This window comes from Kitasatospora sp. NBC_01246, from assembly GCF_036226505.1.
Classification (GTDB): domain Bacteria; phylum Actinomycetota; class Actinomycetes; order Streptomycetales; family Streptomycetaceae; genus Kitasatospora.
Genome location: NZ_CP108484.1, coordinates 6,045,461 through 6,069,112, shown reverse-complemented (window position 1 = coordinate 6,069,112; position 23,652 = coordinate 6,045,461). Strand labels below are relative to the sequence as shown.

Annotated in this window: 17 protein-coding genes and 1 pseudogene; 9 read left to right on the top strand and 9 right to left on the bottom strand. The window is 73.7% G+C overall.

Translation table 11 applies throughout. The features are described from left to right. Positions 1–39: 39 nt before the first annotated feature. From OG618_RS26230 to OG618_RS26220, 3 genes are all read right to left on the bottom strand, one after another. Positions 40–1,065, bottom strand: coding sequence for an MBL fold metallo-hydrolase (locus tag OG618_RS26230; RefSeq protein WP_329489991.1), 1,026 nt, complete (start codon positions 1,063–1,065; stop codon positions 40–42). A gap of 197 nt (positions 1,066–1,262) precedes the next feature. Further along, entirely contained in the window at positions 1,263–2,009 is a 747-nt protein-coding gene (locus tag OG618_RS26225) for a hypothetical protein (protein WP_329489990.1), read from the bottom strand. A gap of 167 nt (positions 2,010–2,176) precedes the next feature. Then, positions 2,177–3,100 carry a GNAT family N-acetyltransferase gene (locus OG618_RS26220; protein WP_329489989.1) on the bottom strand — a complete coding sequence of 308 codons (924 nt, stop codon included), beginning with the start codon at positions 3,098–3,100 and terminating at the stop codon, positions 2,177–2,179. 362 nt (positions 3,101–3,462) lie between these two features. Between OG618_RS26220 and OG618_RS26215 the strand changes: the two are divergent. From OG618_RS26215 to OG618_RS26205, 3 genes and pseudogenes are all read left to right on the top strand, one after another. Then, positions 3,463–4,760: pseudogene (locus OG618_RS26215) on the top strand (DUF692 domain-containing protein). 36 nt (positions 4,761–4,796) lie between these two features. Further along, positions 4,797–5,852, top strand: a complete 1,056-nt coding sequence (locus OG618_RS26210) for a TIGR04222 domain-containing membrane protein (RefSeq protein WP_329489988.1) — start codon at positions 4,797–4,799, stop codon at positions 5,850–5,852. A gap of 86 nt (positions 5,853–5,938) precedes the next feature. Then, positions 5,939–6,721, top strand: coding sequence for a TIGR04222 domain-containing membrane protein (locus OG618_RS26205; protein WP_329489987.1), 783 nt, complete (start codon positions 5,939–5,941; stop codon positions 6,719–6,721). 66 nt (positions 6,722–6,787) lie between these two features. Here OG618_RS26205 and hemQ read toward each other — a convergent pair whose 3' ends face one another. Further along, positions 6,788–7,513 (bottom strand): hydrogen peroxide-dependent heme synthase, encoded by a 726-nt coding sequence (gene hemQ / locus OG618_RS26200; protein ID WP_329489986.1) that lies wholly within the window; start codon positions 7,511–7,513, stop codon positions 6,788–6,790. Next, on the bottom strand, positions 7,510–8,943 hold the full coding sequence (hemG, locus tag OG618_RS26195; protein WP_329489985.1) for a protoporphyrinogen oxidase: 1,434 nt from the start codon (positions 8,941–8,943) through the stop codon (positions 7,510–7,512). Before hemG ends, hemQ begins: the two co-directional genes overlap by 4 nt. A 323-nt stretch (positions 8,944–9,266) precedes the next feature. On the opposite strand from hemG, the gene OG618_RS26190 reads away from it, so the two are divergent. After that, positions 9,267–10,292 carry a DUF4349 domain-containing protein gene (locus OG618_RS26190; protein WP_329489984.1) on the top strand — a complete coding sequence of 342 codons (1,026 nt, stop codon included), beginning with the start codon at positions 9,267–9,269 and terminating at the stop codon, positions 10,290–10,292. A 49-nt stretch (positions 10,293–10,341) separates the two neighbouring features. On the opposite strand, the gene hemE is transcribed toward OG618_RS26190, so the two are convergent. Beyond that, positions 10,342–11,457 (bottom strand): uroporphyrinogen decarboxylase, encoded by a 1,116-nt coding sequence (gene hemE / locus OG618_RS26185; protein WP_442906867.1) that lies wholly within the window; start codon positions 11,455–11,457, stop codon positions 10,342–10,344. Between the two features lie 144 nt (positions 11,458–11,601). On the opposite strand from hemE, the gene OG618_RS26180 reads away from it, so the two are divergent. The 5 genes from OG618_RS26180 to OG618_RS26160 all read left to right on the top strand — a co-directional run bounded on the left by OG618_RS26180 (position 11,602) and on the right by OG618_RS26160 (position 18,461). Continuing rightward, complete coding sequence (locus tag OG618_RS26180) at positions 11,602–12,264, top strand: DUF3000 domain-containing protein (RefSeq protein ID WP_329489983.1); 663 nt, start codon at positions 11,602–11,604, stop codon at positions 12,262–12,264. A gap of 333 nt (positions 12,265–12,597) precedes the next feature. Next, positions 12,598–13,323: a response regulator transcription factor gene (locus OG618_RS26175; RefSeq protein WP_329489982.1), complete on the top strand. Its 726-nt coding sequence runs from the start codon at positions 12,598–12,600 to the stop codon at positions 13,321–13,323. 235 nt (positions 13,324–13,558) lie between these two features. Continuing rightward, positions 13,559–14,806, top strand: coding sequence for a ribonuclease D (locus OG618_RS26170; protein WP_329489981.1), 1,248 nt, complete (start codon positions 13,559–13,561; stop codon positions 14,804–14,806). A gap of 305 nt (positions 14,807–15,111) precedes the next feature. Further along, positions 15,112–16,329 (top strand): thiolase family protein, encoded by a 1,218-nt coding sequence (locus OG618_RS26165; RefSeq protein ID WP_329489980.1) that lies wholly within the window; start codon positions 15,112–15,114, stop codon positions 16,327–16,329. Between the two features lie 2 nt (positions 16,330–16,331). After that, the gene (locus tag OG618_RS26160) at positions 16,332–18,461 is read left to right on the top strand and encodes a 3-hydroxyacyl-CoA dehydrogenase NAD-binding domain-containing protein (RefSeq protein ID WP_329489979.1); all 2,130 of its coding nucleotides are present in this window, start codon (positions 16,332–16,334) and stop codon (positions 18,459–18,461) included. Positions 18,462–18,625: 164 nt separating this feature from the next. Here the strand turns inward: OG618_RS26160 and OG618_RS26155 are convergent, their stop codons facing one another. The 3 genes from OG618_RS26155 to OG618_RS26145 form a co-directional block, all read right to left on the bottom strand. Further along, positions 18,626–20,140, bottom strand: a complete 1,515-nt coding sequence (locus tag OG618_RS26155) for an ArnT family glycosyltransferase (RefSeq protein ID WP_329489978.1) — start codon at positions 20,138–20,140, stop codon at positions 18,626–18,628. 123 nt (positions 20,141–20,263) lie between these two features. Next, complete coding sequence (dxs, locus tag OG618_RS26150; protein WP_329489977.1) at positions 20,264–22,168, bottom strand: 1-deoxy-D-xylulose-5-phosphate synthase; 1,905 nt, start codon at positions 22,166–22,168, stop codon at positions 20,264–20,266. A gap of 279 nt (positions 22,169–22,447) precedes the next feature. Beyond that, entirely contained in the window at positions 22,448–23,650 is a 1,203-nt protein-coding gene (locus OG618_RS26145) for an ROK family transcriptional regulator (protein WP_329489976.1), read from the bottom strand. Between the last annotated feature and the right edge of the window lie 2 nt (positions 23,651–23,652).

Genomic DNA, 23,652 nt, shown 5'->3' with positions numbered 1-23,652 from the left:
GTGGGGAGGTGCCGGTGGCGGAGCCTCGGCGACAGGTGGTCAGGCCGGTGAGGAGGGGAACCGCCGGGGGCGCGGCGTCGACACCCGGCCCGCGTCCTGGGCCAGCTCCCGCGCCACCAGGGCGACCTGGCCCATCGCCTCCAGGACGTTCGGCACCGCGCTGCCGTCCAGGTGCCGGTACTCGGCCGCGACGGTGAGCACCAGCCTCTCGGGCAGGCCGAGTTCGGGGTGGCGCTGCTCGGCGATGATCCGCCGGGCCGCGTCCAGGGCCGGTATCCCGGCGCGGTGCAGTGCGTGGGCGCGGCCGCGCACGTACCCGAGGTAGCCGATGTGGGCCTCCACGCCGGACCGGTCGAGCACCGGACCGTGGCCGGGGACGAAGAGTTCGGCGCCGGTGGCCAGCGCCTGCTCGCAGGCGCCGATGATGTTCTCCAGCGGTCCGGCCCAGTGCGAGGGGTGGTCTCCGGGCTGCTCGGGCGTCGAGCCGAAGATCACGTCGCCGGTGAACACCACCCGCTGGTGCGGCAGGTGGACCAGCAGGTCGCCGCCGGTGTGCGCGGCCGGCAGCCCGGTGATCCGCACGGGGTACTCGCCCACCCGCAGCTCCAGTTCACCGGTGAAGACGGTGTGCGGGTGGACGGGATCCGTCTGCGACCAGTCGAACGGGCCGAAGTGCTCCCGGAGGTAGCCGCCGAGCGGCGAGGCCGGGTCGCTGCCCGCGACCAGCGCGTGCTGCTGCTTCGGCGTCGGCTCCCAGTGGATGTGCTCCAGCGCCTCCCGGGTGGCGATCACCTCGGCGTCGGGCACCACCCCGGCGCCCCAGAGGTGGTCGCCGTTGGCGTGGGTGACGATCACCCGGTCGATGTCCACCCCGTCGGCCAGCCGCTGCCGGCTCTGCGCGAGGAACTCCGCGGCGAGGGAGGGATCGTAGGGCGTGTCGATCCAGAGCGCCGTCCGCGGTGAGGTGAGCAGCCCGCAGTTGGCCAGGCCCCAGCCGCGCTTCGGCGGAAGCCACACATACAGGTCCTCGGCAATCGCGCTCACGTTCGCGCGGCTGATCGTCATGGGCGCGATTATGCCGATGATGTGATGACAGTGAAGCAAAACACCGGCGATTCAAGCCACTTCGCGCCCCAGACCCTCCCGACCTGTCCCGTTTCGCACCCGTGCGGTCTGGACCACTTCGTCTCAAGGGGCAGGACGGGAAGGCCGCCCCGAGCTGCCGGAAAGGCCGGCGGCCCCGCACCCGGGGCGCCGTCCGCTCACACCACCGGCAGCAACCGGCAGACCTCGACGGTCACATCGGCGGTGTCCAGACCGATCACCCGGCCCTCGACCGCGACGAATCCTTTCTCCCCCGCGCGGAAGATCGCCGCCAGCGGCGACTTCCGGGTGGCGGCCGCCAGCGCCTCCACGGCCATCGCCGAGCCGAAGGCGAAGACCCCGCAGAGCACGACGCAGGGCGCCTGCCGCGACGTCCGGGTCACGAAGACGAAACCGTGGTCCCGGATCAACTCGTCGGCCGCGTTGTACTGCGCCTCGAAGGTCATTCCGCCCCAGCGGGCCCGGGCCGCGTCCGGGTACTCGATGCAGAAGTCCGGGAATCCCGCGCCGAGCACGGTCGCCGCGTACGGATTGACATTCGGTCCGCCGATCGAGAAGGTCGGCATCCTCGGGTCCTGCGCCCCGGCGGTGACCAGTTCTATCGTCGCCTTCCGGTTGATCTTCCTCAGCAGATCGGTGAGTTGGGCTATCGCCCGGGCCTCGGCCATCGGCATGAAGAGGACGTTCTTCGGCCCCCGGCTGATCAGCGGGCGGCCGTCCTTCGCGAACGCGAACGCCGCCGCCTCGATGCTGGGGGTGACGATCTGGACCCGGCCGTACGGGGCGAGCAGCACCCGGAGGAAGCCGTACCGCAGGAACAGTCTGGTCCGGGCGAGGGAGCGGGCCGCGAGAAAGCCGATCACGGCCGGAACGAACCCGACCAGGACCTGAAGCAGGATCTCCATAGCATCCCCCACCGAGGAAGACTCGGGCACGAACTGTCTGCCGTGAGGTGATGCCCGCACAGAACGCCGGGGACTCCCGACACGGCGGTCCACCCGGCGCAGCGCGGGGGAAGTGCGCCGGATTCACTCTTTCGAGTGACCAAAACCGGCCGCTCCCTCCCGGCCCGTCACCCCTCCGACCGCTTGGTGAACTTCCGCTCGCTCGCGCACCGCTCGTACCCGAGCCACGCGTTGATCGCGAGCATCGGCGCGTTGGTGGCGTCGTTGCTGGTGTAGGCCCACCGGTAGCCGGCCGCCCGGGCCCGGTGCAGCGACTCGGTCTTGGCCAGCTTGCTCAGCCCCCGGCCCCGGAAGGCCCGCCGACAGGCGGTGAACGCCGACCAGTAGCGTTCCGCGCCGTCCGTCTGCACCGCGCTGAACGCGGCCGGCTCGCCGTCGACCACCGCCACCACGGTCAGCTCGCGGTCGAGGTCCGGGCGGGCCCAGTCCCCCGTCAGGAACGCCTCGTAGTCGGCGGCGTCCATCGCGATCTCGCCCGGCTCGTCCAGGGCCGCGTCCGCCTCGATCACGAAGATCGGGTACGGGTCGTCCGCCCAGTCGGTGGCCGGGCGCAGCTCGACCCCTGGCGGCAGTGCCGGGACGGCGGGCAGCGGCCGGGCGAGGTCCCGGCCGGCGAAGTGGGCCAGCCGCCCCTCGGTGAAGCCGCGGGCGACGGCGAAGGCGCGTGACGCCGGCTCCTCGTCCACCCAGCTGTGCAGCTCGACCACGCCGTGCCCGGCCAGGTGCCGCTCGGCCGCCGCCAGCAGCGCGGTGAAGACCCCGCGGCGCCGGAAGGCCGGCAGCACACTGCCGTTGGCGTACCCGATGCCCCGGGTGGTGGTGCCGACGACCACACCGCACCGGACCGAGCCGACCACCTCGCCGTCCAGCTCGGCGACGAAGGTGCGGAAGTGCTCCCCCGTGGCCCGGCGGGCGTTCAGCCAGGTGAAGACCTCGGGGGTGAGGAGCAGGTGCTCGCGGCCCGCCCGGTGGGCGGCCGCGGCGGCCTCGGCGTCGGCGGGGCGGAAGTCACGCACGGTCAGCGTCGTCATGGGCGGGTACCGTAACCGCCCCGCCGACCGGTTCGCCTCCGAATTTCCGCCCCGTCCGGGGGGCCGGTGACAGGGACGGGACCAAAGTCCCTCATCACCGGGTCGACAAGCTCAAATAATGCTCTGAGAAGACCGGATGGGGCTTGGCAGCCGCCCCCACCGGGGACATCCTCAGCAGCACGGCCCGGCCCGACCCTGGCGACGATGCCCGCGTCGGCCGACGGCTTCCCACCCAGCCCTCCGAAGGGGGCGAACCCATGACCTCTCCTGCCGTCCGGCGCAGGACGCCCGCCGCTCCGACCAGGGCCGCCGAACGACCGGCGGGTACGGCCGGTCCCGCACCCACCGCGCTCGGCGTCGGCCTGGGCTGGCGCGGCGAGATCGACACCGTCGTGGAGCGCCAGCCCGGCCTGGACTGGGTCGAGGTGGTCGCGGAGAACGTCTGCGCCGACCACCTCCCCGAGTCGCTGCGGATCCTGCGGGCCCGCGGCGTGACGGTGGTCCCGCACGGCGTCTCGCTCGGCCTCGGCGGCGCCGACCGGCCCGACCCGGCACGGCTCGACCGGCTCGCGGAGGCGGCCGGCGCGCTCGGCTCCCCGCTGGTGACCGAGCACCTGGCGTTCGTCCGGGCCGGTGGCCTGGAGGCCGGGCACCTGCTGCCGGTGCCCCGCTCGCGCGACGCCCTCAGAGTGATCGCCGAGAACGTCCGGATCGCGCAGGACCGGCTCCCGGTGCCGCTGGCCCTGGAGAACATCGCCGCCCAGCTGGCCTGGCCGGACGACGAACTGACCGAGGGACAGTTCCTCGCCGAGCTGGTCGAGCGCACCGGTGTCCGGCTCCTGATCGACGTCGCCAACCTGCACACCAACCGGGTCAACCTCGGCCTGGACCCGGCCGCCGAACTGGACCGCCTGCCGCTGGAGGCGCTGGCCTACGTCCACGTCGCCGGTGGCACCATGATCGACGGCATCTGGCACGACACCCACGCCCACCCCGTCACCGAACCGGTGCTGGAGGTGCTGGCCGAGCTCTGCGACCGGGTCGCACCGCCCGGCGTCCTGCTGGAGCGGGACGCCAACTTCCCGCCGCCCGCCGAGCTGGCGGCCGAACTGGACGCCATCCGCCGCGTGCTGGACGGGGGACGGGCCGGATGACCGGCCCGACCGGCGAGGCCCACGGCCTCACCGCCGCCCGCGCCGCGCTGGCCCGGCGCCAGGAGGAACTGCTGGCCGCCCTGGTGGCCGGCGGGCCCGTCCCGCCCGGCTTCGACCCGGCCCAGGTCCGCGCCCAGTCGGCCGGTCTGGCCGCCAAGCGCCGGGACACCACCGCCAAGGTGGCCCCGGAGCTGCCCCGCCTGCTCGGCCGGCGGTACGGGCCGCTGTTCCTCGCCTACGCGCGGACGCACCCGCAGACCGGCGGCTACCGCGCCGACGCCCGCGCCTTCGCCGCGTGGGCGCTCACCGACGAGCCGGGCACCCGCCCGGACGCCGGGCGGCCCGGCTCCGAGCCCGGCACCGAGCCCGGCCCCGCGCTCGACCCAACGCTCGACCCCGAGCAGCGGCGGGCCCTGGAGCGGTGGCTCCACGGCCCCGCGCCCGAGCGCCCGCAGGGGCCGCTCGCCCGCCTGCGCCGGGCCCTGCGGCCCGGCCCGCGGCACTGAACCAGAACCACCCACACCATTCCGGGGGAACCGCCCATGTGGCACAACACCTTCTTCGTCGTACCGGCGCTGCTGCTGGTCGCGGCCGCGTCGTACGCCTCGTACACCAAGGGCCGGGTCCGGCGGGTACCGCAGGTCAAGGGCCTGCCCGGCCGCGGACTGCCGCTGCTGGACACCGCGTTCCTCTCCGGCGGCCCCGGCCGGGTCTTCGACACCGCCCTGGTCCGGATGCACCAGGCCGGCCGCGTCGTCGTCAACCGGGCCGGCCTGGTCACGCTGACCACCCGGAAGGCCTACGACGCCGTCGACGAGGCGATCATCGAGGCGGTCGGGCCGACCGGGCAGCGGGAGCTCGCCCCGCTGCGGCGCGCGGTGATGCGCGCCCCCGCCGTCCAGCAGCTCGGCGACGGGCTCGCCAACCGCGGGCTGCTGCGCAACCCCGCCCTGATGCACCGGGCCAAGGTGGCCCGTCGGCTGCTCTGGCTCGCCCTGCTGAGCGTGGTGGTGACCACCGTGGTCGCCCACGCGGTCGACCACGGGGAGGCGGACCGCCCCGTCCTCTGGCTCCCGTCCGTGCTGGTGGTCCTCGGTCTGGTGACGCTGCTGGTGACCTGGCCGTTCAAGGGGCGGATCACCCCGGCCGGCCGCCGTCAGCTCGCCCTGATGTCCGTCGGCAAGCCGTGGAAGCCCAGTGCCGGCCTGGCACCGCGGGCGGCCGGCGGCGTCCTGCTCGGCGCGGTCGCGCTCAGCGGGCTGGCCGCCTCCGGGCTGGACGACGCGGAGCTCCAGGAGGCGATGCTCGCCGCGGCGGCGGCCGACCTGGCGACCGCCAAGGCCGCGGCGACGGGCGGTTCCTCGTCCTCCACCTACACCTCGTGCTCCTCCGGCTCCTCCGGAACTTCCTGCGGCGGCGTCACCTGGTGCGGCAGCGGCTCCGATTCGGGCTCGGGCTCGTCCGGGTCGAGCTGCGGCGGCAGCAGCTGCGGCTCCTCCTCGTCGAGCTGTGGCTCCTCCTCGTCGAGCTGCGGCGGCGGCTCCAGCAGCTGCGGATCCTCCTCCAGCTGCGGCGGCGGGAGCAGCTGCGGATCCTGAGGCCCACCGCCCTCCCGAGTCACAGTTCGATATCGCGCACCGGAAAGGCGTTCCGCCCGGAGCGGGGGCAGGTCTACAACGGGCCCATGTGGTTGCTCTTCCTGATCCCGGCCTGCGTCAGCGCGGTGCTCTCCTGCATCCGGCTGGTCCGGATGACCGCCACCGCCGACGCGCTCGCCGGGCAGGAGGGGCCCCGGCCGCCCGAGGCGGTCGGCATCGGTCTGTACGAGACGGCCTACCTGGCGGGCGGCCCGGACCGGGTGGTCGAACTGGCCCTGGTCCTGATGGCCTCCCGGGGCCGGCTGCACCTCGCCCACACCGGCTGGACCACCGTCGTCGACCCCAGGGGCCGCAGCCGCCTGGAGCGGGCGGTGGTCGCCGCCGTCGGGCCCGGGGGCCAGTGCCGGACGGACGACCTGCGCCGGGTGATGTCCGTCCACCCGACCGTGCTGGAGATCGGCGGCCGCCTCGCACTGGCCGGTCTGGCCACCCCGGCGCCGGTGCAGCGGCAGACCGTCCTGGTGATCCGCCAGGTCCGGCAGGCGATGCTGCTCACGCTGGTGCTGCTGGCGGCCGCGCTGGCGGTCGGCGGCTTCTCCGGCGGCGACGCGCTGGCACCGCTGGCCTGGTTCTCCCTGCCGCTGGTGCTGACCGCGGGCACGCTGCTGATGGCCCGGGTCGACGTCTACCCCTACACCCGCTGGGCCTCGCCGGTCGGCCAGGAGGTGCTGCGCGAGGTCCGGCCGCCCCGCCAGCACGGCCTCACCGACGACGACGAGCGCGAGCTGCTCACCGCCGTCGCGATGATCGGCTCCGTCGCGCTGCCGGACGCCCGCCTCCGCGCGGCCCTGCGCCCGCACCGGAGCTGACCCGCCGACGGCCGAGGGGCCGGCCGCTCCCCTCGACGGGAACGGCCGGCCCCTCGGGCGGAGGCGTCAGACCAGGCCGTTGAGCAGCTCGCTGACCGGCTTGCGGCGGCCCGTGTAGAAGGGGACCTCCTCGCGGACGTGCAGCCGGGCCCGGGACGGGCGCAGGTCGCGCATCAGGTCGACGATCCGGTGCAGCTCGTCCGCCTCAAAAGCGAGCAGCCACTCGTAGTCGCCGAGCGCGAACGAGGCGACCGTGTTGGCCCGCACGTCCGGGTAGCCGCGCGCCATCTGGCCGTGCTCGGCGAGCATCGCGCGCCGCTCGGCGTCCGGCAGCAGGTACCACTCGTAGGAGCGGACGAAGGGGTAGACGCAGACGTAGTCGCGCGCGCGCTCGTCGGCCAGGAAGGCCGGGATGTGCGACTTGTTGAACTCGGCCGGGCGGTGCAGCGCCATGTTGGACCAGACCGGCTCCAGCACCCGGCCGAGGCCGGTGCGGCGGAAGCGGTTGTACGCCTCCTGGAGGTCGTCGGAGTCCGCCGCGTGCCACCAGACCAGGATGTCGGCGTCCGCCCGCAGACCGGAGACGTCGTAGGTGCCGCGCACGGTGACGTCCTTCGCGGCGAGCTGCGCGAACAGCTCGTCGACCTCGGCGGCCAGCGCGGTGCGGTCCTCGGGCAGCTCGCCCTTGAGCTTGAACACCGACCACATGGTGTAGCGGATGACCTGGTTCAGGTCGCGCGCCTTCTTCTTCTCGGGCTGCTGCTCCGGCTGCTGCTCAACGGTCTCAGTCATGCGCCCATTGTCCTCTCCGTGACGTTCTCCCCGGTCGCCGGGGTCAACAGTTCGTCGAGCGCGGCGACGGCCGCCCGCGCGCTCGCGACGCAGGCCGGGATGCCCACGCCGTCGTAGGCCGCGCCGCAGACGGCCAGCCCGCCCACCCGGCCGACCGCGGCCCGGATCCGGGCCACCCGGTCGAGGTGGCCGACGGGGTACTGCGGCAGGCCGGCCCGCCAGCGGGTCACCGCGGTGTCGTACGGGCGGGCGGTCAGACCGATCGCCTCGCCCAGATCGGCCAGCGACCGCGCCACCAGCTCCTCGTCCGACAGCTCCAGCGGCTGCTCCTCGCGCAGCCGGCCGAGCGAGGTGCGCAGCACGAAGCTGTCGGGGGCCGAACGCGCCAGCCAGCCCCACTTGTTGGAGGAGAAGGTGGACGCCTTGATCCGGCGGCCGTCCACCGGCGGCACCAGGAAACCGCTGCCGGTCGGCGGCGTGGGCAGCTCGGCCCGCCGGAACGCCAGGGTGACCAGTGCCATCCCCGCGTACTCGACCGCGTCCAGCTCGACGGCCGCCCCCGGCGCGTCCGCGCGCAGCAGCCGGGCGGCGGCGGGCGCGGGCACCGCGAGCACCACGGCGTCCGCCTCCAGCGCCCCGCCCCCGGCGGTCACCACCCGCCAGCCCCCCGGGGTCCGGTGCAGCCCCTCCACCGCGGTACGGGTACGAAGCTCGACACCGGCCCGGGCGCAGGCCTCGGCGACCGCCTCGGGCAGCGTGCCGAGACCGCCGCGCAGGCCCTGGAAGACGGGGGTGCCGACGGTGCGCGGCCGGTTGGCGAGCTCGTGCACGCCCTCGACCAGCGAGCCCCCGCCGCGCGCGATCTCCAGCAGCTGGGGCACGGCCGCGCGCAGCGAGATCTCGTCGGCGTGCCCGGCGTAGACGCCGCCGAGCAGCGGTTCGACCAGCCGGTCGACCACCTCGCGCCCGAGCCGGTCCGCGACGTACCGCCCGATCGCGACATCGTCCCCGACCTCGGTGGCGCCCTCGTGCCGGGCCCGCTCCAGGCCATCGGCGCTGAGCACCCCGGAGGCGGCGAGCGCCACCAGGTCACCGGGGACGCCCATCACCTGGCCGCCGGGCAGCGGCCGCAGCGCGCCCCTGGTCCAGATCGCGGCCTTGGCGGTGGTGGGCGGCTCCAGTTCGCCGCCCAGCCCGACCGCCCGCGCCAGCTCGACCGCCTCCGGCCGCCGCGCCAGCATCGACTCGGCCCCGAGGTCCACCCGGACCCCGCCGACCTCTCCCCCGTACAGCTTCCCGCCGAGCCGGTCGGACGCCTCCAGCAGCGTCACCCGCGCCCGCGCGGCCCCGCCGGCCGCCCCGCTGAGAAAAGCGGCCGCGGCCAGCCCCGCGATACCGCCACCGATCACGACGACCTGTGCTTGCGACATGTCCCGCAGTCTCGCAGGTCCTTACATCAATGCCTCAATCCGCCCACTTCCGGACAGGCACGAGACCGTCGAGGTCGAGATCGACGGCGAACGGCACGGCCGCCGCAACCGCCCCCGGAAGATCCCGGCCGGCGTGTGGGAGGCGGCCCGCGGCCCTCCGCTGACCCGAACGAGCGACGGCGGGCCGGGGCCTTGACCGGCGTGCGGCCGAGTCGTGATCGAGCTGCGACCTCCGGGGCGGGTCCGATCGGGGGCGGCGGCCGTCGAATGGTCCGGGCGCCGGAGGACGCGGTGCCGCAACCGAGGACTGGGAGGGGTGGGTCGTGGGACGAGGACGGCGCGGAGCGGGGGCACTGGCGGCGGTGGCCGTGGTGGCGGTGCTGGCCGGTGGGTGCGGCGCGGACGGGGGCGGGGCGAGGGAGAGGTCGGCCGCGGCCCCGGCGGGCGATGCGGCGGCCCCGGGCCTGGCCGCGTCGGCGGCGCCGAAGGCCGCGCCCGCTCCGGGCGCCGCCGCCGGGGCGTCGGACGCGGTGCCGGTGGTGGACACCAGGCAGATCGCGTACAGCGCGCAGCTGTCGGTACGGGTGGCCAAGGCGGACGCCGCGCTGGCGCGGGCGCGCGAGCTGGCGCTGGCCGCCGGCGGGTACGTGGCGAGCGAGACGGTGACCGGCAGCGGCGGGCAGCCCGCCGACGGCGTGGCCGGACCGCAGAGCGGTCAGCTGACGCTGAAGGTGCCGTCGGCGGCGTTCCAGCAGACCCTGGACCAGCTGGCCGGGCTGGGCGAGGTGCTGTCCCGCCGCAGCCAGGCGGACGACCTGACCCAGCAGGTCGCCGACGTCGGCAGCCGGGTGCAGACCCAGCAGGCGAGCGTCGACCGGGTCCGGGCGCTGATGGCGCAGGCGAAGACGCTGGCCGAGATCACCAGCCTGGAGGGCGAGTTGAGCCGCCGCGAGGCGGATCTGGAGTCGCTGCAGAAGCAGCTGAAGGAGTTGTCGGCGAAGACGTCGCTCTCCACGGTCACGCTGGACGTGCGGCAGAGGACGGAGACCAGGGCACCGGACGGGGAGGCCGCCCCGGCGAAGAAGGACGGCTTCTGGCACTCGGTCGGCTCTGGCCTCGGCGGCGGCTGGGACGTCCTGGTCGCGATCGTGCGCGCACTGGCGGTCGCGGTCGCGGCGGCGACGCCGTTCCTGCTGGTGCTCGTGCCGGTGGTGGCGGTGCTCCGGCTGGTCCGGCGGCGCCGGACGCCCGCGCTGCCGCCGAAGCCCACCGAGCCGCCGCGGCGCGGGGAGAGCGGGGAGAGCGGGGAGACGGCGAACGAGGAGGAGGCGCAACGGCGGGAGGCCTGAGCACGACGGTGGCGGGCCCCCGGCACCCGGGGACCCGCCACGCCGTCGGTCAGCGCGCGCTGGCCTCGTGCACGAAGGCGACCAGCCGGCTGAGCGCGTCCGGGTCCATGCTGGGCAGCACGCCGTGGCCGAGGTTGAAGATGTGGCCGCTGGTACCGAGCGCCTGGGCGGCGTGCAGGACCTCGCGGGCCTTGGTCTCGACCGCCTTGGTGGGCGCGAAGAGGACGGCCGGGTCCAGGTTGCCCTGGAGCCCCTTGCCGGGGCCGACCCGCTCGGCGGCGACGTTCAGCGGCACCCGCCAGTCCACGCCGACGATGTCCGCGCCGGCCTGGCCCATCAGACCGAGCAGCTCACCGGTGCCGACGCCGAAGTGGATCCGCGGCACGCCGTACCCGGCGACCGCGTCGAAGACCTTGGTGCTGGACGGCATCACCGAGCGGCGGTAGTCGTCGGGGGCGAGCGCGCCCACCCAGGAGTCGAAGAGCTGCACGGCGGAGGCGCCGGCCTCGATCTGCACCTTCAGGAAGGCGGAGGTGATGTCGGCCAGCCGGTCGAGCAGGGCGGCCCACAGCTCGGGCTGCCCGTACATCATGGCCTTGGTGTTCTCGTGGTTCTTGGACGGCCCGCCCTCGATCAGGTAGCTGGCGAGGGTGTAGGGCGCGCCGGCGAAGCCGATCAGCGGGGTGCCGCCGAGCTCGTCGACGAGCAGGCCGACCGCCTCGGTGATGTAGGGGACGTCGTCCGGCTCCAGCGGGCGCAGCCGCTGGAGGTCCTCGGCGGTGCGGATCGGGTCGGCGATCACCGGGCCGATGCCGGGCTTGATGTCGACGTCGATGCCGACGGCCTTGAGCGGCACCACGATGTCGCTGAAGAAGATCGCCGCGTCGACCTTGTGCCGGCGGACCGGCTGCAGGGTGATCTCCTTGACCAGCTCGGGCCGCATGCAGGAGTCCAGCATCGGGATGCCCTCGCGGACCTTCAGGTACTCGGGCAGCGAGCGGCCGGCCTGGCGCATGAACCACACCGGGGTGTGGGGCACCGGCTCGTGCCGGCAGGCCCGCAGGAACGCGGAGTCGTGCGCGGCGCCGCGTCGCACGGAGGGCTGCTGACCGGTGGGGGTGCCTGCCTGAGTGACTGCCGTGGTGTCTGCCGTTGTCTCGCTCACGGTTCAAATCTTCGCACGCGCCCCGGACCGGCTCCCCGCCCGGTCTCGTCGGTTCCTCCAAGATCTGGTCGGTTTGCCGTCCCGGCACGCCGCGCGGGCAGAAGTTGCGGCGATTACCCCGGCCTTCGACCTAGTCTTCGGGGCATGGCAGCGGTCGGCGGGCACCCCGCACAGGGTGGCGGAACAGGTGGCGGAACGGGTCGGGAGGCGGCGCCGAGCGAGTTCCGGGCCGCGGTCGAGGCTCTGACGGCGGCGCGGCTGCGCCCCGAGCTCGAACTCTCCCCCGCCCCGGCGCCGCGCCGGCTCGCCCCCCACGCGTTCGCCCTGACCGCCTCGGTGGAGGTGGACGGCGACGAGCTGGCCGACGGCCGGCTGGTGCTGCTGTACGACCCGGCCGGGCAGGAGGCCTGGAACGGGGACTTCCGCGTGGTGACCATGACCCGGGCCGAGCTGGAGCCGGAGATGGCCGGCGATCCGATGCTCTCCGAGGTCGGCTGGGCCTGGCTGATGGACGCGCTGCAGGCGCACGGCGCCGGGTACGCGGAGCCGTCCGGGACGGTGACCAGGTGCGCCTCGCAGTACTTCGGCGCCCTGGCCGACCGCGAGTCGTCCACCGAGATCGAGATCCGGGCCTCCTGGACGCCGGCCGACGGCCGCTTCGAGCGGCACCTGGCCGCCTGGGGGGACCTGCTCTGCATCAGCGCCGGTCTGCCGCCGGTCGCGCCCGCGCCGCAGCCGGCCGTCGACGTGCCGTCACTCGGTGGGGTGGTCCCGATGCCCGCCCGCCGGCGCCCGCGCTCGCACTGACGGGTGGTCCGCGGCCGCCGGCGGCGGTACCAGACCCAGCGCCACCCCCAGGGCTGACGGAGTGTGGCTTCGGACCCGCTCTGCGGCGATTTGTCCGGCCTGACGCGATGCCTGACGTGACCGATTCATGCCGACTCTGATCGATTTTGTACGAATTCCAGGCATGTCGTATCAGTCACCTGCGCGATTTGTCCGTATTGTTACTCACTAGATCGTGATCTTTCGCTAAAGCCGGGCACGGTAGCTGCCGAAGCAGACTGTGACCCTTTCCAAACGCGGAACACTCCGACCGCCCCATCGGGGTTCCGTCCGCCACTCCCCGCAGGAGGCCTGGTGTCGGTCCTTCTTGAGCACCCCGCAAACGTGGTCGCCTACCGGCCGACCAAGCCCACCGCCATGGTGGTCATCGCTGACCCCCGTGTCCGAAACACCGTCACCCGCCACCTCTGGGCGCTCGGCGTCCGAGACGTGATCGAGGTGTCCTCGATCGCCGAGGCCCGCCCCCGGGTCTCCACCCCACGCGACATCTGCGTCGCCGACGTCCACCTCCCGGACGGCTCCGGGCTGACCATCCTGGCGGAGACCCGCGCCGCGGGCTGGCCCAACGGCCTCGCGCTCTCCGCCGCCGACGACATCGGCGCGGTCCGCAGTGCGCTGGCCGGCGGCGTCAAGGGCTACGTGGTCACCGGCACCCGCACCAACGTGGCCATGCCGGGTCGCCCCGGCCTGCCGCTCGGCGCGGGTGGTCTGGCCGGCCGGATGCGCCGCCCCGGCATGCCGGGGATGCCCGGTGCCGCCGGTGCGCCGGGCGCCCCCGGAGCTCCCGGTGCGCCGGGCGCGCCGGGTACCCAGCAGTCCGCCTACCGCGAGCTCTCCGGCCGTGAGGTCGAGGTGCTGCGGCTGGTCGCCGAGGGCCAGTCCAACAAGGCCATCGGCGTCGCGATGGGCCTGTCCGCGCTCACCGTGAAGAGCCACCTGGCCCGGATCGCCCGCAAGCTGGGCACCGGTGACCGGGCCGGGATGGTCGCCGTCGCGCTGCGCACCGGCATCATCCACTGAGCGATCGGTGGGCCGCTGCGGCGGTCCTGGAGGAACGTTTCCTCCAGGACCGCCGCAGCGGCGTCCGGACGGCCCCGCGGCGGCGTCACCGCGACCCCCGCGGCCGCTCCGGACCGCCCCCGGTCCCGGACCACGGGAGCGGGGACGGCGCAGGCCGCCCGGTGGCATAGTCACGAACCCGGTCTGACCAGTCCGACAACACTCCTGGCCCCGAGGTCCGTCGTACCCTTGGTGAGTGACCGACGCCGTAGCAGCCACCCAAGAAGAAGCAGCCCCGGTCCCGCTCCTCGAACCGAAGGAGGGGATCCCGCCAGTCGTGGCGGACGAGGAGGCGCTGGCCGCCACCGTCGCCGCCTTCGCAGCGGGCACCGGACCGGTCGCCGTGGACGCCGAGCGAGCCTCCGGCTACCGCTACGGCCAACGGGCGTACCTCATCCAGCTGCGCCGCGCGGGCGCCGGCACCGCGCTGATCGACCCGATCGCCTGCCCCGACCTCAGCGGGCTCGGCGCCGCCCTCGCGGACACCGAATGGGTGGTGCACGCCGCCACCCAGGACCTGCCCTGCCTGGCCGAGGTCGGGATGCGGCCGCAGCGGCTCTTCGACACCGAGCTGGCCGGACGGATCGCCGGCTTCGCCCGGGTCGGCCTCGGACCGATGACCGAGAGCGTGCTCGGGCTGAGCCTGGCCAAGGAGCACTCCGCCGTCGACTGGTCCACCCGCCCGCTGCCCGAGCCGTGGCTGCGCTACGCCGCTCTGGACGTCGAGGTGCTGGTCGAGCTGCGGGACGCACTCGAACAGGAGCTGGACGCCCAGGGCAAGCTCGACTGGGCGCTGGAGGAGTTCGCGGCGATCGCCGCCGCACCCCGCCCGGCCCCGCGCACCGATCCCTGGCGCCGCACCTCGCAGCTGCACAAGGTCCGCCGACGCCGCCAGCTCGCCGTGGTGCGCGAGCTCTGGCTGACCCGGGACCGGCTGGCGCAGGAGCGCGACGTCTCGCCCGGCCGGGTGCTCTCGGACGCCGCGATCGTCAACGCCGCGCTGGCCATGCCGCTGAACATCGCCGCCCTGCAGGCCGTCCAGGGCTTCGGGCCGCGGGTCCACCGCCGCCAGCTGGAGCAGTGGCTGGCCGCCGTCCAGCGGGGCCGGGAGGTCCCGGAGAACCAGCTGCCGCCGGCCGCCGCCCCGCACGACGGCCCGCCGCCGCCGCGCGCCTGGGCCGAGAAGGACCCGGTCGCGGCCGCCCGGCTGTCCGGGGCCCGGGCCGCGGTGAGCGAGCTGGCCGAGGCGCGCAACCTGCCGGCCGAGAACCTGATCACGCCGGACCTCGTCCGCCGGGTCTCCTGGGAGCCGCCGGCCGACCCGAGCGCGGTCGGCGTGGCCGCCGCGCTGCGCCGGCTGGGCGCCCGGCAGTGGCAGGTCGACCTGGTGGCACCGGTCGTGGCCGCGGCCTTCGTCAAGGCCGCGGAGGTCGAGCCGGAGTAGCCCGCGGGCCGGACCGGAGACCGTGGCAGCGGCGGAACGCTGCCGCGGCGGAGGGGATGCCGTCGTGCGACGGCATCCCCTCCGTCGTGTCCGGGCGGCCGCCCGCGCGCCCCGGCGCCACCGCTCCCGGGCTCCGCCGGGAGGACGTGTCGGGGGACACACGGGGTGAACCGGCCGTCGGGCCTGGGCAGGTTGGTTACCGGCGGGTAGCATGACGGTGAAGCAGCGCCGCTCACGTGCCCCCGTGCGACGGACGGCGGCAGCCTGCCCACCTCAACCTGTTGGTCCCTGGGAGGAGAGCCCCCGTGCCTCGTACCGCGAGGGACGTCGTCTTCGTCGATGGCGTCCGCACCCCGTTCGGCAAGGCCGGCCCGAAGGGCATCTACCACGAGACGCGCGCCGACGACCTCGTCGTCAAGTGCATCCGGGAGCTCGTGCGCCGTAACCCGAACCTGCCCGTCGAGCGGATCGACGAGGTCGCCATCGCGGCCACCACGCAGATCGGCGACCAGGGTCTGACCATCGGCCGCACCGCGGCCCTGCTGTCCGGCCTGCCGAAGTCCGTTCCCGGTTACGCCATCGACCGCATGTGTGCGGGCGCGCTGACCGCCGTGACCACGACCGCCGGCGGCATCGCCTTCGGCGCGTACGACGTGGTCGTGGCCGGCGGCGTCGAGCACATGGGCCGTCACCCGATGGGCGAGGGCGTCGACCCGAACCCGCGCTTCGTGTCCGAGAAGCTCGTCGACGAGTCCGCCCTGTTCATGGGGATGACCGCGGAGAACCTGCACGACCGGTTCCCGCACATCACCAAGGAGCGCTGCGACGCCTACGCCGTGCGCTCGCAGGAGAAGGCCGCCAAGGCGTACGCCAACGGCGACATCCAGCCCGACCTGGTGCCGATCTCGGTCCGCAACTCCAACCCCGAGGTCGGCGAGACCGGCTGGGGCCTGTCGACCACGGACGAGCCGATGCGCCCGGGCACGACGATGGAGTCGCTGGCGGGTCTGAAGACCCCGTTCCGCCCGCACGGCAACATCACCGCGGGCAACTCGGCCGGTCTGAACGACGGCGCCACCGCGTCGCTGCTGGCCGCCGAGGACGTCGCCGAGGAGCTCGGCCTGCCGGTCAAGATGCGCCTGGTCTCGTTCGCCTTCGCGGGCGTCGAGCCCGAGGTGATGGGCATCGGCCCGGTGCCGGCCACCGAGAAGGCGCTGGCCAAGGCCGGTCTGACCATCGACGACATCCAGGCCTTCGAGGTCAACGAGGCCTTCGCCGTCCAGGTGCTGGCCTTCCTGGACCACTACGGCATCGCGGACGACGACGAGCGGGTCAACCCGTTCGGCGGTGCGATCGCCTTCGGCCACCCGCTGGCCTCCTCGGGCGTGCGCCTGATGAACCAGCTGGCCCGCCGCTTCGAGCAGCGCCCGGACGTCCGTTACGGCCTCACCACGATGTGCATCGGCTTCGGCATGGGCGGCACCATCATCTGGGAGAACCCGCACTTCGAGGGTGGTAAGTGACCATGAGCACCACGACTGAGCTGCTGCAGCAGGGCGCCGAGCTGTTCCCCGGCGAGGTCGTCACGACCGCGCACGTCCGCCACCTGGACCTGCCGCTGCAGGCCGGCCGGCTGGCCCTGATCACCCTGGACAACGGCTTCGACCACACCAAGCCGACCACCTTCGGCCCGGGCTCGCTGCTGAAGCTGTCCACCGCGCTGGACCAGGTCGAGGCCGAGGCCGCCGCGGGCGCGATCGTCGGTGTCGCGATCACCGGCAAGCCGTTCATCTTCGCGGTCGGCGCCGACCTCAAGGGCGTCGAGATCCTCAAGGAGCACGCGGACGCGCTGGCCATCGGCAAGGGCGGCCACGAGGTCTTCAAGCGGATCGCCGCGCTGCCCGTCCCCTCCTTCGCCTTCTACAACGGCGCGGCGATGGGCGGCGGCGTCGAGGTCGGCCTGCACGCCACCTACCGCACCGTCAGCGCGGGCGTTCCGGCGTTCTCGCTGCCGGAGGTCTTCCTGGGCCTCGTCCCCGGCTGGGGCGGCTGCACCATCCTGCCGAACCTGATCGGCCCCTCGAAGGCGATCAAGGTCATCATCGAGAACTCGATGAGCCAGAACAAGCAGCTCAAGGGCAAGGACGTGTTCGAGCTGGGGATCGCCGACGCGATCTTCGAGCCGGCCGACTTCCTGGAGCAGTCGCTGCTCTGGGCCGCCAAGGTGCTCACGGGCGACGTCGTGGTCGAGCGCGAGGCGATCGACCGCGGCAAGGCCTGGGACGACGCCGTCGCCTGGGGCCGGCTGGTCGCCGACTCCAAGGTGCACGGCGCGGCCCCGGCCGCCTACAAGGCGCTGGACATCATCCAGCAGGTCAAGGACGCCGACCTGCAGGCCGGCTTCGACGCCGAGGACGCGGCGCTGGCCGACCTCATCATGAGCGGCGAGCTGCGCAGCGGCATCTACGCCTTCAACCTGGTGCAGCGCCGGGCGAAGCGCCCGTTCGGTGCGCCGGACAAGTCGCTGGCCCGCCCGGTCACCAAGGTCGGCGTCGTGGGCGCCGGTCTGATGGCCTCGCAGCTGGCGCTGCTGTTCGCCCGCCGGATGGAGGTGCCGGTGGTCCTCACCGACATCGACCAGGAGCGCATCGACAAGGGCGTCGGCTACGTCCACGCCGAGATCGACAAGCTGCTCGGCAAGGGCCGGATCGGCCAGGACAAGGCCAACCGGCTCAAGGGCCTGGTCACCGGCTCGCTCGACAAGGCCGCCGGCTTCGCCGACGCGGACTTCGTGATCGAGGCCGTGTTCGAGGAGATGGGCGTCAAGCAGAACGTCTTCGCGGACCTGGAGAACGTGGTCTCGCCGACCTGCGTGCTGGCGACCAACACCTCCTCCCTCTCGGTCACCGAGATGGCCTCGAAGCTGAAGCACCCCGAGCGGGTCGTCGGCTTCCACTTCTTCAACCCCGTCGCGATCCTGCCGCTGCTGGAGATCGTCCGCGGCGAGCAGACCGACGACGCCGCGCTGGCCACCGCCTTCGGCGTCTCGAAGAAGCTGAAGAAGACCTCGGTGCTGGTCAAGGACGCCCCGGCGTTCGTGGTGAACCGGATCCTGACCCGCTTCATGGGCGAGATCCAGGACATCATCGACGAGGGCACCCCGATCGCCACGGTCGAGAAGGGCGTCGAGCCGCTCGGCCTGCCGATGTCCCCGATCGTGCTGCTGGAGCTGGTCGGCCCGGCCATCGCGCTGCACGTCTCGGAGACGCTGCGCGGCGCCTTCCCGGAGCGGTTCACCGTCTCCGAGAACCTCGGCCGGGTGGTCAAGGCCGGCAAGCGCGGCTTCTACACCTGGGTCGACGGCAAGCAGGTGCTCGACCCCGAGGTGCTGGAGCTGCTCACCTTCGGCGACACCGTGCTGACCGAGGAGCAGGTGCTGAACCGCGCTCTGGAGGCCGTCGCGCAGGAGATCGGCCTGATGCTGGAGGAGGGTGTCGTCGCCGAGGCGCAGGACATCGACCTCTGCATGATCACCGGCGCCGGCTGGCCCTTCCACCTTGGCGGGATCACCCCGTACCTGGACCGTGAGGGCGTCTCGGAGCGGGTGAACGGCAAGCGGTTCCTCGCCCCCGGCGTGGCCTCGGTGCCCGCCTAAGGCGTAGGCCCCGTACGACGCGGGAGCCCCGGTGACCTCAGGGTCACCGGGGCTCCCGCGCGTCGTGGCGGGGGCGGTGGGGTGCGGCGGGCACTCTCGGCGGGGCCGGGGGCCCGGGGAGCCCGGGGCGCGGGCGCGAGGGCCCTGTCGCGCGCCGGGCGCGGTCAGCGCTTGAGGCGGTAGACCACGGTGTCGGCGAAGACGCCGACCATCTCGTAGTGGGTGTCCAGCAGGTTCTCGATCTTCGGGATCATGCCGGGCTGGTAGGGCGCCAGGCCGGAGTCGTCCACGACGATCTCGGGCAGGCCCTTGGCGATCTCCCGGTCGAAGGTCTGCCAGGCGTTGCTGACGCTGAACTGCTCGCCGACGTTGGCGTTGCCGTCCTTGCCGCCGCTGAAGTTGGTCAGGAAGCCCGCGGTCAGGTAGCGGGTGGCCGGCTTGCGGTCGGCCAGCCAGTACAGCTCCGGGTGCATGCCCCAGACCAGCACGGTGTCCTGCGGCTTGCTCTGCGCGGCGACCGCGGTGGCCACCTCGGTGGTCCGGGTGAGCCGCTCCCCCGGCCAGGCCAGCGCGAGGCCCCAGAACACCGTGGCGGCGGCCGCGGTGTACACCAGGACCGGTTTCCAGCGGATCGCCGAGGTGGCGACCGCGCCGGTGCCCAGCAGCACCAGCGGGGGCATCAGCTGCAGGTAGTAGTGGCCGAAGAAGTGGAACCCGACGCTGACCGCGACCACCGAGGAGAGCAGCCAGACCCAGAGGTCGGTGGTGGAGCCGTGCTCCTCCCCGGCGACCGGCAGCGGGCGGTGGCGGTGCTTCAGCCAGAGCCGGCGACCGACCGGCAGCAGGAAGCCCAGGCCGGCGCCGACCAGGATCGCCGAGTTGCCCAGCGCGCGGCCGGCCATCTGCAGCCAGGCGCCGCCCACCGAGGCGTAGTCCCCGCTGCCGGTGACCACCCAGAACAGGAAGCCCTTGGGTTTGGTGAGGATCACCGCGACCAGCGCTATCGGCAGGGTGAAGCCGAATCCGATCTTGAACAGGGCGGGCGGCCAGCGGACCCCGCGCCGGCGGGCGTCCTGGAACAGCATCCAGAGCACCGGCAGCAGGACGGCGCCGCCGGTCTGCTTGGTCAGCGAGCAGAGTGCCACCGCGATGCCGGCGGCCAGCCAGCGGCGGCGCTCGGCGTACCGGAAGGCGGCCACCATGGCGGGCAGCATGAAGACCTCGAAGGTCGCCGCCTGGGTGTCCTCCGGGGAGAGCCCGATGGAGACCAGCAGGTAGAGCAGACCCGCCCCGGCGCCCGCCCGGTTGCCCCAGCGGCCGCGGGCGATCGAGGCCAGCAGGATCGCGGTGACCAGGTGGGCGACCACGGCCAGGGTGCGCAGCGGCCAGAGCGAGGCGGAGCCGAAGACGGCGAAGCAGGCCTGGTAGAGCCAGGGCAGCAGCGGCGGCTTGCGGTCGACCACGGTGTCGTAGAGGACGCCGCCGTCCGCCAGCATCCGGGCCTGGGTGGCCAGGAACCCCTCGTCGGGGCTCCAGACCGGCCGGACGAAGGAGGGGATGTGGGTGGCGAGCGCGACCAGGGCCAGCACCGGCACCAGCCTCGTCCAGTAACCCTGGCGGACGCGGTCGGGCAGGCGCTCGGCAAGCCCGACGAGGCGGGGGCGGGTGGGGGTCGGCACGGATGACAACCTACCGGGCGGGATCGGCGCGGGCAGCGCCGGTCCCGCCTTTCGGTGCGATTATCAGCCTGTCTTGCGACGAACTGTTGCCCAGTTGTGGCAAACGGCCGCGGACCGGGCGGCTCAGGCCCGGACGGCCGCCCCGTCCAGCCGGGAGACCAGGGCCGTCACCTTGCGGGCGATGTCCGGGGCGGTGAGACCGATCTCGGCGAGGATCTCGGGCCGCGAGGCGTGGTCCAGGAACTCCTGCGGGATGCCGAAGTCGCGCACCGGGACGTCCACCTCGGCGTCGCGCAGCGCCTGCGCCACGGCGGCGCCCACACCGCCGACGCGGCCGTTGTCCTCGATCGTGACGACCGCGCGGTGCTCGGCGGCCAGGCCCGGCAGGGCGCGGTCCACCGGCTTGACCCAGCGCGGGTCCACCACGGTGGCGGTGACGCCCTCGGCCGCCAGCAGGTCGGCGACCTCCAGGCTCGTCGCGGCCATCGCGCCGACCGAGACGATCAGCACGTCGGCGCGGCGCTCCTCGGCCGGAGCCTCGGGGGCGCGCAGCACGTCCATGCCGCCGATCCGGCCGACCGCGGGGACGGCCGGGCCGACCGTGCCCTTGGAGTAGCGGACCACGGTCGGGGCGTCCTCCACCTCCACGGCCTCGCGCAGCTGGGCGCGCAGCTGGTCGGCGTCGCGCGGGGCGGCGAGCCGCAGACCGGGGACGACCTGGAGGATCGACATGTCCCACATGCCGTTGTGCGAGGCGCCGTCGGTGCCGGTGACACCGGCCCGGTCCAGCACGAAGGTGACGCCCAGCCGGTGCAGCGCCACATCCATCAGGACCTGGTCGAAGGCCCGGTTGAGGAAGGTCGCGTAGACCGCGAACACCGGGTGCAGGCCGTTGGTGGCCATGCCGGCCGCGCTGGTCACGGCGTGCTGCTCGGCGATGCCGACGTCGAAGATCCGGTCCGGGAAGGCCTTGGCGAACGGGGCCAGGCCGACCGGGTGGAGCATCGCGGCGGTGATGCCGACGATGTCCTCGCGCTCGCGGCCGAGCGCGACCATCTCCTCGCCGAAGACGGACGTCCAGTCCTTGCCGGCGCTCTTGATCGGCAGGCCGGTCTCCGGGTGGATCACGCCGACCGCGTGGAAGCGGTCCTCCTCGTTGTTCTCGGCGGCGTGGTAGCCGCGGCCCTTCTCGGTGAGGCAGTGCACGATCACCGGGCCGCCGAAGCCACGCGCCTTGGTGAGCGCGGACTCCAGGGCGGTGAGGTCGTGGCCGTCGATCGGGCCGATGTACTTGAGGCCGAGGTCCTCGAACATGCCCTGCGGGGCGATGAAGTCCTTGAGGCCCTTCTTGGCGCCGTGCAGCGTCTCGAAGAGCTGCTGGCCGACCACCGGGGTGCGCTGCAGGGCGTCCTTGCCCCAGGAGAGGAAGCGCTCGTAGCCCTGGGTGGTGCGCAGCGTGGCCAGGTGGTTCGCCATCCCGCCGATGGTCGGGGAGTAGGACCGCTCGTTGTCGTTGACGACGATGACCAGCGGGCGGTCCTTGGAGTCGGCGATGTTGTTGAGCGCCTCCCAGGCCATGCCGCCGGTGAGGGCGCCGTCGCCGATCACGGCGACGACCGGGTCCTTCTTCCCCTGGAGCTGGTTGGCCTTGGCCAGGCCGTCGGCGTAGGAGAGCACGGTCGAGGCGTGCGAGTTCTCGATGACGTCGTGCTCGGACTCGGCGCGGGAGGGGTAGCCGGAGAGGCCGTCCTTCATCCGCAGCCGGGAGAAGTCCTGGCGGCCGGTGAGCAGCTTGTGGACGTAGCTCTGGTGGCCGGTGTCGAAGAGGATGCGGTCGCGCGGCGAGTCGAAGACCCGGTGCAGCGCGACGGTCAGCTCCACGACGCCGAGGTTGGGCCCGAGGTGGCCGCCCGTCTTGGAGACCTCCGTCACCAGGAAGGTCCGGATCTCCTGGGCCAGCGCGGCCAGCTGTCCGGGCGTGAGCCGGTCGAGATCGCGCGGTCCCCGAATGCGGGTCAGCAGGGCCACCCGTTCCTCCTCGTTCAAAGTCGCGGACCGCGGGCGGTCCGACGGGCCTCGCTGCCCGTGTGCCGTCGCGCCGATCGGTCTCGGCGGTGCGCCGACCGGTCGAGTCTAATGTCCGCCTACCGGACACCGAGCGGGGTGCCCGGTGCCGGCGGCCCGTACTCGGCGTTCGCGGCGTGCCGCGGCCACGGAGGGTCCGGGGGCGGGCACGGACGGTCGAAGGGCGGCAGACCCGGTCGGCGCCGGACACGGACGGTCGGACCGCCGCGGACCGGCCGGCACTCACGGCCGGGCGACGGACGCCTGTACGGACCGCCCGATCGGGCTGGAGTCGTCCATCTCGCTCATCACCAGGGCGAGCGCGCCGAGCACCTCGGCCCGGCCGCCCAGGGTGCCCGGGACGACCGAGAGCTGGCGGGCCGCGCTGGGGATGGCGTAGCGGGCCACCGAGTCGCGGATCGGGCCGAGCACCAGCTCACCGGCGTCGGCGAGGTCCCCGCCGAGGATCACCCGGCGCGGGTTGAGCAGGTTGCAGAGGGTGGCGACACCGGTGCCGATCTGCCGGCCGGCGTCGGCGATCACCCGGCGGCAGCCGAGGTCGCCCTGGTGGGCCAGCTCGACCACCCGGGGCACGCTCAGGTCCTGGCCGAGCGTGGAGGAGAGCAGGCCGAGCAGGTAGCGGGAGCCGACGAAGGTCTCCAGGCAGCCGCGGTTGCCGCAGCGGCAGACCGGGCCGGCCTCGTCCAGCGTGATGTGCCCTATCTCACCGGCGGTGCCGCCCGGGCCGCGGTAGATCTGCCCGTTGACCACCAGTCCCGCGCCGACGCCGCTGGCCACCTTGATGTAGGCGAGGTCGCTCAGACCGCGGCCGGCGCCCCAGACGAGTTCGCCGAGCGCGCCCAGGTTGGCGTCGTTGTCCACGTGCACCGGCATGCCGAGCCGCTCGGCCAGCTCCCGGCCGGGGGCGATGCCCGTCCAGCCGGGCAGGATCGCGGTGGAGCCCAGCGCGCCGGTCTCCACGTCGATCGGGCCGGGGACGCCGAGGCCGACGCCGATCACCTTGTCCGGGCGGAAGCCGGCCTCCTGGAGCAGCCGGTCCACCAGCGCCTCGGCGCGGTCGAAGCCCTGGGCCGCGGAGACGTCGACGTCGATCGGCTCGCTCTCCTCGGCGAGCACCCGGTGCGCGAGGTTGCCGACGGCGACCCGGAGGTGGGTGTGGCCGAAATCGATCCCCACCACGATGCCGGCGTCGCCGCTGAGCGAGACGCTGCGGGCGCGGCGGCCGCCGGAGGAGGTGTCGGCGACCACGACGGTGCCGCTCTCCTTGAGCTCCCGGACGATGTTGGACACGGTCGCCGCCGAGAGGCCGGTGGCGCGGGCGATCTCGGCCTGGGTCAGCGAGCCGGCCATCCGTACCGCGCGCAGCACCCGCTCCAGGTTGGCCCGGTGCAGTGAGGACTGCGAACCCGGTGTGTCCGTCGCCATGA

What these genes read in the sequence shown, in the direction of transcription:
- OG618_RS26230 (WP_329489991.1), bottom strand. Translation starts at nt 1,065, where the DNA reads ATGACGATCAGCCGCGCGAACGTGAGCGCGATTGCCGAGGACCTGTAT.
- OG618_RS26225 (WP_329489990.1), bottom strand. Translation starts at nt 2,009, where the DNA reads ATGGAGATCCTGCTTCAGGTCCTGGTCGGGTTCGTTCCGGCCGTGATC.
- OG618_RS26220 (WP_329489989.1), bottom strand. Translation starts at nt 3,100, where the DNA reads ATGACGACGCTGACCGTGCGTGACTTCCGCCCCGCCGACGCCGAGGCC.
- OG618_RS26210 (WP_329489988.1), top strand. Translation starts at nt 4,797, where the DNA reads ATGTGGCACAACACCTTCTTCGTCGTACCGGCGCTGCTGCTGGTCGCG.
- OG618_RS26205 (WP_329489987.1), top strand. Translation starts at nt 5,939, where the DNA reads ATGTGGTTGCTCTTCCTGATCCCGGCCTGCGTCAGCGCGGTGCTCTCC.
- hemQ (WP_329489986.1), bottom strand. Translation starts at nt 7,513, where the DNA reads ATGACTGAGACCGTTGAGCAGCAGCCGGAGCAGCAGCCCGAGAAGAAG.
- hemG (WP_329489985.1), bottom strand. Translation starts at nt 8,943, where the DNA reads ATGTCGCAAGCACAGGTCGTCGTGATCGGTGGCGGTATCGCGGGGCTG.
- OG618_RS26180 (WP_329489983.1), top strand. Translation starts at nt 11,602, where the DNA reads ATGGCAGCGGTCGGCGGGCACCCCGCACAGGGTGGCGGAACAGGTGGC.
- OG618_RS26160 (WP_329489979.1), top strand. Translation starts at nt 16,332, where the DNA reads ATGAGCACCACGACTGAGCTGCTGCAGCAGGGCGCCGAGCTGTTCCCC.
- OG618_RS26145 (WP_329489976.1), bottom strand. Translation starts at nt 23,650, where the DNA reads ATGGCGACGGACACACCGGGTTCGCAGTCCTCACTGCACCGGGCCAAC.